Genomic DNA, 16,155 nt, shown 5'->3' on the forward strand with positions numbered 1-16,155 from the left:
ATACTGCATGTTTTTTCAAAAGTATGCTGCAAACACAAAAGGGGTTGCCTTAGTAAATTTGGACAACCCCTTCTATCAATTGCCGGAAATATATCCGGTGAATTATTTAAAATAACCTATTAGTTATTTTCAGGACGCAGTTTACGTACAACTGCACCGGCACGCCACATTTCGCTTTCACGTAATTCTTTCAATTCGGCATCCAGTTTTTCACGATAATCCGGCTGGCTGTTTGTATCGATAGAACGTTGTGCTTCATTTCCGCATGCTACTTCACTGTACAGTTTTTCAAATACCGGTTTAACGGCATCGTGGAACGGGCCCATCCAATCCAAAGCACCGCGCTGAGCCGTTGTCGAACAGTTTGCATACATCCAGTCCATACCGTTTTCAGCAAACAACGGCATCAATGACTGAGTCAGCTCTTCTACGGTTTCATTGAATGCTTCAGATGGTTCGTGTCCATTTTCACGCAATGTTTCATACTGGGCAAGCAACAAACCCTGGATAGCTCCCATCAAAGTACCACGTTCGCCGGTCAGGTCAGAATATACTTCTTTCTTGAATGTTGTTTCAAACAAGTAACCCGAACCAACACCGATACCCAAAGCCACTACACGGTCCCAAGCCTTGCCTGTAGCATCCTGGAAGATTGCATAGCTTGAGTTCAAGCCACGTCCCTGAAGGAACATACGGCGCAAAGAAGTTCCCGAACCTTTAGGAGCAATCAGGATTACATCTACGTCTGCAGGAGGAATGATATTTGTACGTTCTTTGTAAGTAATTGCAAATCCATGAGAGAAATACAATGCCTTACCCGGTGTAAGATGTTTCTTAATCATCGGCCAACAAGCAATCTGTGCGGCATCAGAAAGTAAAACCTGTATAATAGTTGCTTTCTCACAAGCTTCTTCAATACCGAACAAAGTTTCACCCGGTACCCAACCGTCGGCTACTGCTTTATCATACGTTTTACCGGGACGCTGTCCTACGATTACATTAAAACCATTGTCACGCAAGTTCAAACTCTGTCCAGGACCCTGAACACCATAACCGATTACTGCGATTACTTCATCTTTCAATACTTCTCTTGCTTTTTCCAACGGAAATTCTTCGCGGGTTACTACATTTTCATCAACTCCGCCAAAATTCATTACTGCCATTTGTTTTTAATTTTAATGTATAAAAAAACTGATTTATTCATTCTCAATAAGCAGGTCTCCCCACTTTGTATCATGACCATGTCACTGCTGCACGGCAAATTGCCTTACCTTCGTGACAGATGGACATATTATATTTATCCGGGATTATTTCCTTGTTATGGAGCGATAACTCCATCCCATATTTTCCCTCCGCCTGATAAGCAATTTCAAAACGGCTTATCTTTTTTTCCTGATACATGGCTATATCAAACATATCCAACAGATGTTCCATATATTTAATACTGTTCAGATGCCCGTTTACATCCAGGTCACTATACTTCACTTTATAAAGTTCTCCTTCCGTATCATTTTCCACCGGGGCAATTTTTCCCGGCTTTTCAATTGGACAGGGACGATTCGTGATATATGCACTCAAACCTTCCACATCGAGCAAAGTCGGACGGCGGGTTTCCACGTCTATTGCCGCCCAGATAGAACGGGCAAAAGCAAAAGTATCCCCTTTTCCGTCGACAAACTCAAAGCAACGGCTGGTAAATAGTTTGCCAACTTCATCTACCCATGTATATAATGTTATGGATTCGGACATCCCGGGATAAGCTTTCATTTCAATAGCCAGGCGTGACAATACCCATGCCGTATGTTTTTCCGTCATGTCATTATAACCGAAGCCACGGTCGGCCGCATGTACAGAAGCTGCATGAAGCAGATAATTACCAATCATAGGTATCGTTATACGTCCCCGGAAATCCATTAAATAGGATTCGGTTACAAAATGAAATTCTCCTGTTTTGTTCTTTTCCATACGATTCTATTTTTTGACAGGCAGAAAAACCGCCTTCAGGTTATGCTTGCTTTTCCTGCAATTTGCGCTCCATCTCCGCCAGCATATCGCTCAACCGTTCCACACGGCTTTTCGTTATTGCCACACGTCCCGAACGTATAAATTGCAGCACTCCGATCGATTCGCTCAATTCACGGAACAAAGCCTGTGTTTCATCATAATGGCCGCTTTTTTCCAAAACTACGCAGGATTCGTTCATTTCAAGGATACGGGCATTGTATTTACGAATCAAATCTTCGACCGTTCCCATCTTTATAAACAACTCCGTGCTTAATTTGTATAAAGCGATTTCCTGAAATACCAGGTCTTCATCCGTATTGTAATAAGCCTTCAGTATATCGACGCGCTTATCTATTTGTTTAACCACCTTGTCTATCGTATCCTCATCGGCAAAAGTCGTAATTGTAAACTTATGGATACCCTGGATAGCAGAAGGAGAAACAGAAAGCGTCTCAATATTTAACTGCCGGCGCGTAAAGATAATCGTAATCTGGTTCAGAAGACCTACCGTATTTTCTGAAAAGATGATAACTGTATATAATTTTTTTGTATTCATAACTGTTTTCTCCCCTCTTACTTATCACCCAAAATCATATTAGTAACACAAGCTCCCGCCGGAACCATCGGATATACCATACCGCAGGTTTCCACATTGGCGACCAGAAGATAAGCTCCATCATGATTCAACATTTCAGCGATTGCATCATCCAGATCCTCCCGTTTGTCTACCGAACGCGAAGCAATACCAAAGGCTTTGGCTATCGCTACGAAATCCGGATTTTTCATGATGGTATTCGAATAACGTTCGTTAAAGAACAGTTCCTGCCACTGGCGTACCATACCGAGGAAATTATTGTTAAGCACAATAATCTTCACATTCAGGTTTTCCTGCATGATCGTTCCAAATTCCTGAATAGTCATTTGTATGCCGCCATCACCGGTAAAGAAACAAACCGTACGGTCGGGTGCCCCCAGTTTGGCACCGATAGCCGCAGGAAGACCGAAACCCATTGTTCCCAGCCCTCCGGATGTTACCACACTGCGGGTACGTTTATATTTAAAATAACGAACTCCCATCATCTGGTTTTGACCGACATCAGTCACCAAAACTGCATCGTCACCGGTTGCTTGGGAAACCCGGGAAACCACTTCTCCCATTTTCAACTGCCCATCGGCCGGATAAAGTTCTTTCGCTATTACCTTGTCATGTTCTTCCTTCTCATCCGGCTCAAATTCGGCATTCCATTCCGGACGCTTCCGTTCTTCCAACAAAGCGGTAATCATCGGAATCGTATGTTTGGCATTACCCAAAACCTTTACATCTACCGGTACATTCTTCCCTATTTCCGAATTATCTATATCCAGATGTATTACTTTCGCCTGTTTCGCATACGTTTTCAAGTCGCCAGTCACACGGTCGTCAAAACGCATACCGATAGCAATCAAAACATCACATTCATTCGTTTTCCGGTTCGGACCTACGTTTCCGTGCATACCCAGCATACCTTTATTTAAAGGGAAATCGGAAGGTAATGCAGACAGCCCTAAAACGGTTGAACCTGCCGGTATATCATTTTTAAGCAGGAAAGCTTTCAATTCTTCTTCGGCTCCACCCAAAATAACACCCTGCCCTACCAGACAGAACGGCTTCTTCGCACCATTAATCAATGCAGCAGCAGCCTCAATACGTTCTTCCTTAATATCGGGCTCCGGTTGGTAACTGCGGACATAATTTACTTTCTGATATTCATAATCTACCAGACCTACTTGAGCATCCTTTGCCAAATCCAGTACTACAGGTCCCGGACGGCCTGTAGATGCTATATAGAAAGCACGCGATACAGCCCAGGCTATTTCTTCGGGTTTACGTATCTGATAGGCCCATTTGGTAATCGGTTGGGTGATGCCAATCACATCGACTTCCTGAAAAGCATCCGTACCGAGCAACGGAGACGGAACCTGTCCGGCTATCACCACCATTGGTGTACTGTCCATCAGTGCATCGGCAATGCCTGTAATGGTATTGGTGGCTCCCGGACCTGAAGTAACCAACGTTACTCCCACTTTACCGGAAACACGGGCATACCCTTGGGCTGCATGTGTCGCACCCTGTTCATGGCGTACCAGAATATGTTTTAACTGATCCCTGTAATCATACAAACTGTCGTAAATAGGTATCGCCTGCCCACCCGGATAACCGAAGATAGTATCTACTCCTTCAGCGATCAGTGCTTTCAATAAAGCTTCCGAACCGGTTATCTTTTGTTCCATACTTATATATTTTCGTTTCCGTTACTAATTAATCTTCTACTATCCTTACACCGCCTTTATCGGCCGAGCTTACCATCTTACCATAAGCTTTCAACGCTTTCGATACGACTCGTTGGCGGACCGGAGGGGTAAAGGCTTTGGTTCCGCGGGCTTCTTCAGCAGCACGGCGTTCTGCCAGTTCGTTTTCGCTCAACTTTACATTGATAGTCCGTTCCGGTATATTTATCTCGATAATATCTCCGTCTTTAACCAAACCTATTGCACCACCGGCTGCCGCTTCCGGAGAGATATGGCCGATAGAAAGCCCGGATGTCCCGCCGCTAAAGCGTCCGTCGGTAATCAAAGCACACTCTTTACCCAGATGACGGCTTTTGATATAAGAAGTAGGATATAACATTTCTTGCATGCCCGGACCACCTTTAGGACCTTCATAGGTGATAACAACCACGTCACCGGAAACAACTTTTCCACCCAAAATTCCTTCACAAGCTGCATCCTGAGAATCAAAAACCTTTGCAGGTCCTGCAAATTTCCAGATACTTTCGTCTACACCGGCAGTCTTTACCACACATCCGTCCAAAGCGATATTTCCTTTCAGAACAGCTAATCCCCCATCTTTGGAATACGCATGTTCGAAATCGCGGATGCAACCGGCTGTACGGTCCGTATCCAGTTCTTTATAATAAGTTTCCTGCGACCCCATCTGTATACTGAAACGATGAGCCGGAGCACTCTTATATTTCTTCACTGCTTCCTGAGATACATTCGGGGAGGTTACGGAATACATATTTACGGCCTCAGCCAATGTCATTCCATCCGCCCGCTTCACAGTACCATCCACTAAACCGGCTTTCAGCAGCTCATCCATGATTGCTAAAATTCCTCCGGCACGATTTACATCCTGTACATGATAGGTATGTGTATTGGGAGCCACTTTACACAGGCAAGGTGTCTTACGGGAAAGCATATCGATATCATCCATCGTAAAATCGGCTTCAGCTTCCTGTGCTATTGCCAATAAATGCAATACGGTATTGGTGGAGCCTCCCATCGCAATATCCAGCGACATGGCATTCAGGAAAGCCTGGCGGGTCGCTATATTACGGGGAAGAACCGAGTCGTCGCCGTCACGGTAATATTTATAAGCATTTTCCACGATTTGTTTTGCCGCATCACGGAATAACTGCACACGGTTGGCATGTGTAGCCACAATCGTGCCATTTCCCGGAAGAGCCAGACCGATTGCTTCGTTCAGGCAGTTCATCGAATTGGCGGTAAACATGCCGGAGCAGCATCCGCAACCCGGACAGGCATTCCGTTCCACCTGTGAAATCCGTTCATCGCTTACTGATGTATCGGCAGATTCTATCATTGCATCGATCAGGTCGAGATGACGTCCGTCCAGTTCTCCGGCTTCCATCGGACCACCGGAAACAAATACAGTCGGGATATTCAACCGCATGGAAGCCATCAGCATACCCGGCGTAATTTTATCGCAATTGCTGATACAAACCATCGCATCCGCCTTATGGGCATTTACCATATATTCCACGCTGTCTGCAATAATATCGCGGGAAGGAAGGGAATAGAGCATTCCATCGTGTCCCATGGCTATACCGTCGTCAATTGCAATCGTATTAAACTCAGCTGCAAAACAACCTAATTTTTCTATCTCAGCTTTTACCAACTGTCCTACTTCATGCAAATGTACATGCCCGGGGACAAATTGTGTAAATGAATTGACAATTGCTATAACCGGTTTGCCGAACTGCTCTTCTTTCATGCCGTTGGCGCGCCACAAAGCACGTGCGCCAGCCATCCGGCGACCTTCTGTACTGTATGAACTTCTTAACGGGTTCTTCATCTTATCTGTTTTTTATCGTTATCTTTTTACCATAAAAAAAGCCCTTCTCTATAGGGAGAAAGGCTCTAAGAAATATCTTGCACGATTTCACAACTTCTTACACACCTTTCTCCTTACCTACTAATGACTAGAAGGACCACCACGAGAATAATATGTAATACATTGTTCATCATCTCTTGTTTCTTTTTTGTTTAACGCTGCAAATGTAGAACAATAATTTATACCAGCAAAGGATTTAAAAGAAAAATCTTATTTTTTCTTACACTTATCAAGCAAACAACCGCTTTTATATTGCATTTTATAAAATGCCAGCCGTAAAATTATCGATTTAAAAGAAAAACGAACTTTTTCTCTCCTATTTTAAAAGATTCTAAAACACCTTTAATTCGAAATCTTTTATGCGTCCCGCCTTGTTTATTCAACGGATAAGATTAATATAAACTTGGATATCATGACTAAAGGAACTATTGGATTGAATGCCGGAACAATCTGTAATTTGTTGTTAGAAGGCAAATGCTGGAGCTTTGAAGAGTTGAAATCGGCATCATCCCTGACAGAAGCGGATTTATGGTCGGCCATAGGATGGCTGGCCAGAGAGAACAAAGTTGAAATTAGAAAAGGCAGCAGTCAGTTATCTTTCTGTGCCGGCATGAATATTTATGCGTAATTAAAGGTTCTGCTACAAAAATCTGAAAGACTTTACAAAACCGGTACTAAAAAACACTGATGACGCAGAGATCTGTAAATTCTGCGTCATCAGCCTCCGGTAATATAATTTTCTTCCTTTCTTAAAAGATATAACGCACCCCTACCTGGGCATGCCAACGGGAATCCAAGTCTATGGCAGTCACCATCTTTCCCGGATCAATAAATTTATAAGTTGCCTGCCCGTTTGCTACGGTTGCCACCACAGGAGCTAAATCGTAACCGGTAGTGGTTTTATTATAAAGTCCCCACTTTTTATTAAATAAGTTGCCTACGTTCAGGATATCGAAGTTTACCTGCAACGTATGGCGGCGACCGGCTACATTCATATAAAAGTTTTGAGCGATATGGAAATCGAAATGATGTTCGAACGGCATTACCATCTGGTTTCTTTTCAAATGTTCGCCCTTTGATTTGCTTAACTCTTTATTACCATCGATCCAGTTCGCAAAAGCCGCTTTCTGCTCTGCCGCTGTAGCTTTCAACTGGCCTTTGTCATAGTTATCCACAAAGACCATTTGATTCCGCTCCGCATCTGTCGGAATATATAACAAGTCATTACTCCAACCGTCACCATTCAAATCATTATTATACAATAAGGAATAGCGTCCGCCGGTCTGACCGTTATACACAAGACTGACTGTAGTTCCGAAATGTTTGGCATAGTCTTTTGTATAAGAGACAATACCTACAATACGGTTGCGGACATCAAACATCGACCAGGTAAGTTCCGGGTTGGCATCTCCGTAATATGTCGGATTAAATTTCCAGCCGGAATATGCCTGTGAAGAGTTTCCGTCTGTTAATGATTTCGACTGGCCATAGGTATATGCTACCATCGCACTCAGGCCAAAGTCAAAAGCCTTTTCCAACTTAGCGGTTATATTATAGGAATATCCTTTATTGGTATTCGTCAGATACATAATCTGGGTATATTTATTCGACTGTTTTTGGTAAACCGGACGGTCGTCACCCCCATTGCCTAAAGTACCTACTTGTCTATAATTCAGGTTTTCGTACCAGATATTATTCAGTGTTTTTGAATAAAGCCCTTCTACACTACCTTTTATATCGAATGGGAACGTATGTTCCAATGCCAGATTAATACGGAAAACCGAAGGATATTTAAATTTCTTATCAGCCACATCCACTTCAGAAGTAATTGCCTTTGTTTCCAGATTCCGGTCATCCGGGTATGGATACTGATGCGCGGGATCGGCATTAAATTTAAAACCGTCTGCTTTTGCTTTTTCAAAATCGGCGGCAGAACTCAATGAAGTTTTACCCATTTCCACTCCTGTATTTGAAAAACCGTTTGCAATCCAGACAAAAGGTACACGTCCTGTGAAAAGTCCCAATCCGCCACGAAGCAAAGTCATTCCTTCCTCATCCAGGTTCCAACGGAATCCGGCACGCGGCGACCAAAGGACTTTAGCTGAAGGTAACTGTTGTGTTGCAATTCCATACTCACGAGCAATGTCCGATTGGTTAAACTCTTCATTAGCCCTTGGTTTATCAAAAAACAAAGGTATGTCTATTCGCAAGCCATACGTCAGACGGAAACGGTCTGTCAGCTTCCAGTCATCCTGTGCATAAAAACCTAACTGGGCAGCCCCGAATGTTGGAGTCCAGCGGGTTGTTCCCGTTACATCCTTCCGGGAATAAGCGTATGAATAAAATGAAGGCATAGCCTCATTGGCTGTTCCAACCGACAAAAAGTCATCAAGAGAATTATAAGTATATGCTCCGTAATTATTGGAAATATACAAATTCGTAAAATGGAAAAATTCATTGTATGTTCCGAAAGTAAAAAAATGATTCCCCTTATTCCATGAAACATTGTCGACAAGCGTATAAATATCCTGTCCCAATGAGTTTGCCGTAGAATTGGATTCCGAACCAAACTCCAGGGAAGCCCCTTTCGATAGATTCAGGATTTTAACATATGGCATCGGTCGGCCTATCGGATCACGGCTATCGCGAACACGGGTCCAGCCTGCGCGGAATTCATTTGTCCAATCGGAACTAATCTGGCTGTTCAGCTCGGCTACCAGCGAATGGGTCGAGTTATTCATATAATATCCATTATCATTCAGATGAGCGGCTGACATATTATTTGAAAATACCATGCTACGTGCATCCAACAAACTGTAACGAATCGTAAACTTATTACGTTGATTTATATTCCAGTCCAGACGTGCTAAAAATTTATTGGAATACGTATCTATATCCAAAGGTGCATAGCCACCTCCATTATATCCACCTGTTAACTCGGAAATTTTATTAATCACGGCGTTTGCTTCATCTGCAGTTACATTCGATGCGGAAGAACCTATCGTGTTTGTCGAAGGCTTTGTTTCCTTTACACGTTCGAAGTTTGTGAAGAAAAAGAGTTTGTTTTTGATGATAGGACCACCCAGTGTTACACCATAAGTTTCTGTGGAAAGGTCACTCAAACGTTTACGGTCGTCTGTATCGCCCGGAGTTTTCCCATAAAATTTCTCATTATTAAAATAACCGTAAGCCGAACCATGAAATGTATTTGTTCCCGACCGGGTAATTGCATTGATGCCGCCCCCTGTAAACCCGCTCTGACGGACATCGAAAGGTGCTATTACTACCTGTATCTCTTCGATAGCATCCAAAGAGATAGGATTGGCCCCTGCCTGTCCGCCATTCGTTCCGCTGGGTGCAAGTCCGAATATATCATTATTGGCTGTACCATCAATTAAGAATGAGTTGTATTTGTTACTTGACCCGACAAAAGACATTCCGCCACTCGTATTAATAGCCATTGGATTTAACCGCGTAATATCGAAAATGCTACGCTTGATGGACGGAATAGCCTGTATTTGGGACTGATTAAAATTTTGCGCTGCCCCTGTTTTTTGCGAATTAAATAAAGCACTTTTAGAAGCTGTAATGAAAACTTCATCCAATGTAGCCGATTCCGTTAATGCCACATTCAACAAATAGTTTTCACCGAGTTGCAATGTTATATTTTTAAAGACTGCTTTCTGGAAACCAACGTAAGATACTTCAACAATATAAGGTCCTCCCGTACGAAGCCCCTGCAAACTATATTGCCCTTCCATATTTGTTGTTGTCCCGTAAACCGTACCTGATGGCTCGTGTATTGCCTGGACCGAAGCCCCAATCAAAACATCTCCATCCGCCGTTACTTTTCCATTTATACCTGAGGTTGTCATTTGTGCCCTCAATGAACCTCCTATGCACCAAAGAAGTAAAAAAATCAAATAATATTTCCCCATACAATGTAGAGTTTAAAAAGAAAGGAAAAAATACTTTTTCTTAAAAACGGTACAAAGATATAGAATTATGTATTCATGCACACTTACTAAAACATATAATTTTCAAATGTTTTGATTATTTTTTATCAGCCTTTTCTATTTTCACGCAACTGGTCTGCAATATCTTTATGCTGCCGTGCCAATTCTTCCTCTCCGGTATGAAGAAATGCCTCGGACAAATATTCGTGTGCGGATGCATGATCGGGCTTTATATCGACCGCTTTCATAAAATCGCTTACTGCTTCTTCGTAATACTTCAATTGGAGGTAACATTTTCCCCGGTTATAACGTGCCTTAAAAGAACCCGGATTCAATTTCACCGCTTCATTCAGGCAGGTGACCGCCTGAAAACTATCTCCTATATCTAATAATGTCACACCTTTGCGAACCCACGCATCCACATATTCCGGATACAGTTTAAGTGCTTTGTCAAACGAACGGATGGCGGCATTCGGGTCATGCGCAGTCGTAATACACTCATTTCCCATCAGATAATACTCACGCGCATATTCTTTCTGTATCTCCCGTTGGGCATGTATCTCTTCACGGAGTTTTTTAATCTGGGAACGTTGCGTATTCAGGCGTTGCAACTTAAACCGTAGTAACCGTTGCATCTCCGGCTTCTCTAATTCATTTCTCTTGCTAAGAGCTGCAGAAAAGGCTTCGACAGCCTCTTTCATATCTCCGGCATCAAACGAACGGATGGCACGGGCATATAATAATTCCGCCTCATTTTCACGCAAACTCTTTTCTATCAATTGCCGGTCATTAAAAATCTGGCTGAACTGTACAATTTCTTTCCGCACAAATATATCATGCGACGACACTTTACTTTTCAAGACAAGACCTTCCAAAGAAGTACAACGGCTCAATGCAACGTAAGTCTGCCCACCGGCAAAAACACCGCCTGTAAGGTCTACTACAACGCGGTTAAAAGTCAACCCCTGGCTTTTATGCACCGTTATAGCCCAGGCCAGACGGATAGGAAGCTGCTCGAAAGTACCGACAATCTCCTCTTCTATCCGTTTCTCTTTTTCATTATACTTATATTTATAGTTACGCCAGGAAGTCGGTTCTACCAGATACTCGACTCCGCTTTCCAACAGGACATAGACATTTCCATTCTCATCGATACCCGATATCATACCGATGGTTCCATTTACCCAACGGCGCTCATAATCATTATCGATAAAAATAACCTGTGCCTGCTCTTTTATTGAAAGATTCAACTGGGTCGGAAGAGAAGATTCGGGAAAATCACCCTCCACTTTCCCATGAGCTATAAATTCGTCACCGGGCAACTCCGCCAATTTCTTTTCATTAATAAAATCTACCTGGTCGCGGCGGGTAGCCAGCGTGATATACATATCTTCATTACGCGGCGAAAAATCAGGAAAATAACGGGCATTCAGGATATCTAATTCTTGCTTACGGGCGGCATTATTACGAATCCGGTCCAAGATATTGATGAAAACAGCATCTGTCTGCCTGTATACCTTTTGGAGTTCTATAGGTACCAGATTTATTTCTTTAAAAACACGTGCCGAAAAAAAGAAAGGACTGGCATAAAACAAACTCAATATTTCTTTCTGGTCGGACGGAACCACCGGCTCCAACTGGAAAACATCTCCCACAAATAAAAGTTGCTTTCCTCCGAACGGAAGGCGCATATTCCCGGAAAAGACACGCAGGATACGGTCTACACAATCTATTATATCGGCTCTTACCATCGAAATTTCATCAATGATAATCAACTCGACTTCGGCAATTAACTTCCGGTGCTGTTTCCTGTATTTGAAAAATTCAAAAATACGCCCGTCTTTCAGGCTCAGATCCGGATCATCCGGCAACATCGGACGAAAAGGCAGCTTAAAAAAAGAATGTAAAGTAACTCCTTCCGCATTGATTGCCGCAATACCGGTCGGTGCGAGCACCACATACTTTTTTTTAGTCTGGGAACAGATGTATTTAAGGAACGTGGATTTTCCAGTTCCTGCTTTCCCTGTCAGGAAAACGGACTGGCGTGTATGGGTTATCAGTTGCAACGCATCCTGAAACTCCTTATTGTTTGTATCTAACTGAAATTCCAATCAAGCTTAATTTGAGTAGGCAAAGCTATAGAATATTTTATATATCTACTCATAAAAAAAGAAAGATTTTATTTGCTCTTTTCTAAAAAAACGCTTTCTTTTGTGATATCAAAATAATATCAAATACCAATCATTATGAAGACATCTGAAAAAACTTACAATGGTATTAAAATAACAGGCTTCGGTGCACTGTTAATCATGCTGATTTTAATAATTGTTGCAGTGTTTCTCTTTAATCTGCCGCACATCGCAAACCATGCTTTGGGTCTACTCTGTACTGTATGTTTTATTTTCATGATTCCCGGTTTTATTATTATCCAGCCGAACAATTCTAAGGTTTTGACTTTCTTTGGAAAATATGCCGGGACAATTACGGAAAACGGTTTTTACTGGATCAATCCATTATTAACGAAAACAAAAGTTACCCTACGCATTTTCAACCTGGATATCGAACCGATCAAGGTAAACGATAAGGTAGGTAACCCGGTCATGATAGGGGCTGTTGTTGTATGGAGAGTAAAAGACACATACAAAGCCACATTCGACATTTCCGGCAATGTAAAAGAATTTGTTCTGATACAAAGTGATGCGGCACTCCGTCAGGTTGCGGGTATGTATGCTTATGATGCCAACGAAACAACAGATAAGGTAACCCTCCGTTCCGACAACAATGGCGAAGTGACACAACGCCTTGAAGCCGAACTGAACAACCGCTTATCAATTGCCGGTATAGAAATTATAGAAGCCCGAATCAATTATCTTGCTTATGCTTCTGAAATAGCAAGCGTCATGTTAAGGCGACAACAGGCGGATGCTATTATTGCAGCCCGCGAACGTATTGTTGAAGGGGCTGTCAGCATGGTTCATCTGGCTTTGGAAAAATTGGAGAAAGACGGCATCATCAATCTCGATGAGGAACGGAAAGCAACAATGGTAAGCAATCTGCTGGTAGTTCTTTGTGCAGACGAATCTGCGCAACCGGTAATCAATACAGGTACTTTATACCAGTAAACAGAACTGAATTAAGAAATGGCAAAAAAAGAGAATGAAAATACAACCCGGAATTTCATATTGCGTATAGACGCTGAAATGATGGATGCTATTGAAGCCTGGGCTGCGGACGAGTTCCGCAGTACCAACGGGCAAATACAGTACATTTTGGATCAGGCACTAAGAAAAGCAGGCCGCTTAAAAAAGAAACGGCAAGCCAAATCAAAAGAAGAATAAAATTGGGATAATTAACGGCTGATAAATAACCAGGCATCCTTATATTTCGGATTCTGACGAAGTGTAGCCATATAAGTTTCCGCATCCTTACGATTATCGAAACGGTCTGCATAAATACGGTACTTTCCATCCCGTACCACTTTACTTACATGCTTGCATTCGCCCTTATTAACTCCGGCTATATACTCATCCGCCTGTGTTTCGGAAGGGAAACTGGCTATTACAATATGATACATCTTAACGTTCGTCTTTGCTTGTTCCGTACGGATTTCCGGTTTCGATACAACTTCCTGCTTCCTTGGAGCAGGTGTTGCATTAACAACCGATGCTGGAACAGAAACTTCTGGAGCTACTACAACTTCTGCTATCTCCTCTTTCTGCTGTTCCGTTGCAACTGCCGATTTATAGGAGACCATCTCCGTTGGAATAAAACTGGCTGTATACGCATCCTGATTCACATCCTTTACCGGAGTTGAAACCAACAGGAATAAAGCGATAGCTGCCGCCGAAGCGACCATGGCACGAAGCAATTTCCGGCTGACCGGTATATAAAATGTATCTTTCTTTTTTTTCTTTTTTTCGGTAAGAAGGGACACTTCCTCACGTTCTACCTGTAATGGCATTAAAACAGGGAAATGAAATGCCGGCAAACCATAGGAATTAACGCTAAATAAATCCGTTTCTTCGGGACGGAATACCATCTGTCCTTCCTGTCCTATACTGAATGAACCCAACACACCCAACGAAAGTTTCCCATTACGCTGCAAGGAAGATGTCATATCCGCTATATCTTCTTCCAGCATCAATTGCGCCTGACGGTAATTCACGTGATACATCTGCATATACGATTCTGCCAACAAGCCGTCGTTATGCTGCAAGGTCATGTTAAAACCGATTTCCTTCCGCAGAGGACGGAACGTATGATTTCCTGCTTCCCGGACAGCCGGAACTGCCTGCAAAACAAAACCACCGAATTTAGGCACAATCACACAATCATGCACCAAAAGCAAACGTTCAATATGTGTTATAATCCTAAGCATAGAACAAAGGTAGCTATTTAGCGGAATTTTCAAAACAAAAAACGCCACAAATACTAAAATTATATTTCTACCTTTGCAGTTATTATGTATTGGATATCTCAACCTGCTTACTTATCAAAAATAATCCCATTCCTGGGCGGTTGGCTGGGCGACCGCATATTGGGAGATCCCGAAGGATGGCCACACCCGGTCGTAGCCTTTGGCAAGGCTATTTCGTATGTTGAAAAAAAATGGAACCAGGGAAATGACCGGGCCTTGAAAGGAACATTATCGGCAATTGCGCTTATAGCAGGTGTTTTTATACTCTGTCTGGTAGTACTGAATTGGGCAAACCGGATTCACCCTTATCTGGAAACCATCCTCATAGGTATCGGAGTATTTTACTGTCTGGCAGGAAAAACATTGGTTAAAGAAGTAAAAGCTGTATTCGAAGCCGTAGATAGAAGTACGGAAGAAGGCAGGCAACAAGTCGGACGTATTGTCGGACGCGATACCTCTTCACTTTCTCCTCAAGAAATCCGGGCGGCAGCTTTGGAAACTTTAGCAGAAAATCTTAGCGACGGGGTTATTGCCCCCATGTTCTGGTTCGCATTACTCGGACTGCCCGGCATGATGGCATACAAAATGGTAAATACACTCGACTCCATGATTGGCTACAAAAACGAACGGTATATCGACTTCGGACGGACAGCCGCCCGCTTGGATGATATAGCCAATTATATTCCTGCAAGGATTACCGCATGGCTCATGCTGGCTGTTTCAGGAAATCTTAATAAAATGGATTTCGTAAAACGCTTCGGCCCTGCACATGCCAGCCCGAATTCCGGATATCCGGAATCTGCATTAGCAGCCATACTGGATTGCAGGTTCGGAGGTACCCACGATTATTTTGGAAAGCCGGTTGAAAAACCTTACATCGGCACGAACGAACGAACCTTTACTACCGACGACATGTTAACAGCCATACAGATAAACAACAACACAGAGCTCGCGATGGGCTTATTAGTTTGTCTGTTATCAATAATCATACATTAAAAAATAACGAAGAAAATGGAAATAAGACTGAATAAACTAATTAGTGATACGGGTATCTGCTCACGCAGGGAAGCTGACGAATTTATAGAAAGCGGTCGTGTCACCGTAAATGGGAATTTGCCTCATGTCGGACAGAAAGTTTCAGAAAATGATATTGTCCTTTTGGATGATGTACGCATCCAGTTAAGTAAACAGGCAATTGAGAAAGCACGTGCCGCCGCCGGCAAGCCAGCCCCGCGTATTGCAGAAAAGGAGATGAAATCCACCCCGGCAAAAGCCTCTTCTCCCGAAAAAAAGGCAAATACCCAATCTTCCGGCCCTGCATCCAACGGCTTACGCCCCGGAAAATATGTAAAATATAATAAATACGCTGCTGCCCGTAAAGCAGCGAAAAGCGGCTCAAAACCTCACAAGGAGGCAAATGCAGATGAAAAATTACTGAAGGAAGCCATGCAACCTAAATTCGGCAAATCGCTGAGCCGTTCTGCCGTGGCACAACGTATTGCTGCTTCTCCCAAATCAGCCAGCCTGCGTAAAACCAGCCGTAACAATCCGGCTAATAAAGCTAAACGGAATAATTTACGGAACAAACCTAAAGATGAGTAAGG

13 protein-coding genes are annotated in these 16,155 nt (G+C 42.9%); 5 read left to right on the plus strand and 8 right to left on the minus strand.

What is annotated here, in order from left to right:
* Nucleotides 1-119: 119 nt before the first annotated feature.
* From ilvC to ilvD, 5 genes are all read right to left on the minus strand, one after another.
* The gene (gene ilvC, locus ACGE0T_RS14630) at nt 120-1,163 is read right to left on the minus strand and encodes a ketol-acid reductoisomerase (protein WP_459187362.1); all 1,044 of its coding nucleotides are present in this window, start codon (nt 1,161-1,163) and stop codon (nt 120-122) included.
* A gap of 70 nt (nt 1,164-1,233) precedes the next feature.
* Entirely contained in the window at nt 1,234-1,965 is a 732-nt protein-coding gene (locus ACGE0T_RS14635) for an acyl-[acyl-carrier-protein] thioesterase (RefSeq protein ID WP_459187363.1), read from the minus strand.
* 40 nt (nt 1,966-2,005) lie between these two features.
* Nucleotides 2,006-2,560: an acetolactate synthase small subunit gene (gene ilvN / locus ACGE0T_RS14640; protein ID WP_459187364.1), complete on the minus strand. Its 555-nt coding sequence runs from the start codon at nt 2,558-2,560 to the stop codon at nt 2,006-2,008.
* Nucleotides 2,561-2,577: 17 nt separating this feature from the next.
* On the minus strand, nt 2,578-4,275 hold the full coding sequence (gene ilvB, locus ACGE0T_RS14645) for a biosynthetic-type acetolactate synthase large subunit (protein WP_459187365.1): 1,698 nt from the start codon (nt 4,273-4,275) through the stop codon (nt 2,578-2,580).
* Nucleotides 4,276-4,303: 28 nt separating this feature from the next.
* Nucleotides 4,304-6,139 (minus strand): dihydroxy-acid dehydratase, encoded by a 1,836-nt coding sequence (ilvD, locus tag ACGE0T_RS14650; protein ID WP_459187366.1) that lies wholly within the window; start codon nt 6,137-6,139, stop codon nt 4,304-4,306.
* A gap of 451 nt (nt 6,140-6,590) precedes the next feature.
* Between ilvD and ACGE0T_RS14655 the strand changes: the two genes are divergently transcribed.
* Entirely contained in the window at nt 6,591-6,806 is a 216-nt protein-coding gene (locus ACGE0T_RS14655) for a winged helix-turn-helix domain-containing protein (protein ID WP_459187367.1), read from the plus strand.
* 121 nt (nt 6,807-6,927) lie between these two features.
* On the opposite strand, the gene ACGE0T_RS14660 is transcribed toward ACGE0T_RS14655, so the two are convergent.
* Nucleotides 6,928-10,116 (minus strand): TonB-dependent receptor, encoded by a 3,189-nt coding sequence (locus ACGE0T_RS14660; protein ID WP_459187368.1) that lies wholly within the window; start codon nt 10,114-10,116, stop codon nt 6,928-6,930.
* Between the two features lie 125 nt (nt 10,117-10,241).
* Entirely contained in the window at nt 10,242-12,245 is a 2,004-nt protein-coding gene (locus ACGE0T_RS14665; RefSeq protein WP_459187369.1) for a tetratricopeptide repeat protein, read from the minus strand.
* A gap of 135 nt (nt 12,246-12,380) precedes the next feature.
* Here ACGE0T_RS14665 and ACGE0T_RS14670 point away from each other — a divergent pair, with 135 nt between their 5' ends.
* Entirely contained in the window at nt 12,381-13,256 is an 876-nt protein-coding gene (locus ACGE0T_RS14670; protein ID WP_459187370.1) for an SPFH domain-containing protein, read from the plus strand.
* 18 nt (nt 13,257-13,274) lie between these two features.
* The gene (locus ACGE0T_RS14675; RefSeq protein WP_459187371.1) at nt 13,275-13,472 is read left to right on the plus strand and encodes a type II toxin-antitoxin system antitoxin; all 198 of its coding nucleotides are present in this window, start codon (nt 13,275-13,277) and stop codon (nt 13,470-13,472) included.
* 11 nt (nt 13,473-13,483) lie between these two features.
* On the opposite strand, the gene ACGE0T_RS14680 is transcribed toward ACGE0T_RS14675, so the two are convergent.
* On the minus strand, nt 13,484-14,512 hold the full coding sequence (locus ACGE0T_RS14680; RefSeq protein ID WP_459187372.1) for an HU domain-containing protein: 1,029 nt from the start codon (nt 14,510-14,512) through the stop codon (nt 13,484-13,486).
* 84 nt (nt 14,513-14,596) lie between these two features.
* Between ACGE0T_RS14680 and cbiB the strand changes: the two genes are divergently transcribed.
* Complete coding sequence (gene cbiB / locus ACGE0T_RS14685) at nt 14,597-15,547, plus strand: adenosylcobinamide-phosphate synthase CbiB (protein WP_459187373.1); 951 nt, start codon at nt 14,597-14,599, stop codon at nt 15,545-15,547.
* A gap of 15 nt (nt 15,548-15,562) precedes the next feature.
* Nucleotides 15,563-16,153, plus strand: coding sequence for a S4 domain-containing protein (locus ACGE0T_RS14690; protein ID WP_459187374.1), 591 nt, complete (start codon nt 15,563-15,565; stop codon nt 16,151-16,153).
* Nucleotides 16,154-16,155: the final 2 nt, after the last annotated feature.

The organism is Parabacteroides sp. APC149_11_2_Y6 (assembly GCF_054506995.1).

Coding starts and splice junctions, on each gene's coding strand:
- ilvC (WP_459187362.1), bottom strand. CDS start 1,163: ATGGCAGTAATGAATTTTGGCGGAGTTGATGAAAATGTAGTAACCCGC.
- ACGE0T_RS14635 (WP_459187363.1), bottom strand. CDS start 1,965: ATGGAAAAGAACAAAACAGGAGAATTTCATTTTGTAACCGAATCCTAT.
- ilvN (WP_459187364.1), bottom strand. CDS start 2,560: ATGAATACAAAAAAATTATATACAGTTATCATCTTTTCAGAAAATACG.
- ilvB (WP_459187365.1), bottom strand. CDS start 4,275: ATGGAACAAAAGATAACCGGTTCGGAAGCTTTATTGAAAGCACTGATC.
- ilvD (WP_459187366.1), bottom strand. CDS start 6,139: ATGAAGAACCCGTTAAGAAGTTCATACAGTACAGAAGGTCGCCGGATG.
- ACGE0T_RS14655 (WP_459187367.1), top strand. CDS start 6,591: ATGACTAAAGGAACTATTGGATTGAATGCCGGAACAATCTGTAATTTG.
- ACGE0T_RS14660 (WP_459187368.1), bottom strand. CDS start 10,116: ATGGGGAAATATTATTTGATTTTTTTACTTCTTTGGTGCATAGGAGGT.
- ACGE0T_RS14670 (WP_459187370.1), top strand. CDS start 12,381: ATGAAGACATCTGAAAAAACTTACAATGGTATTAAAATAACAGGCTTC.
- ACGE0T_RS14675 (WP_459187371.1), top strand. CDS start 13,275: ATGGCAAAAAAAGAGAATGAAAATACAACCCGGAATTTCATATTGCGT.
- ACGE0T_RS14680 (WP_459187372.1), bottom strand. CDS start 14,512: ATGCTTAGGATTATAACACATATTGAACGTTTGCTTTTGGTGCATGAT.
- cbiB (WP_459187373.1), top strand. CDS start 14,597: ATGTATTGGATATCTCAACCTGCTTACTTATCAAAAATAATCCCATTC.
- ACGE0T_RS14690 (WP_459187374.1), top strand. CDS start 15,563: ATGGAAATAAGACTGAATAAACTAATTAGTGATACGGGTATCTGCTCA.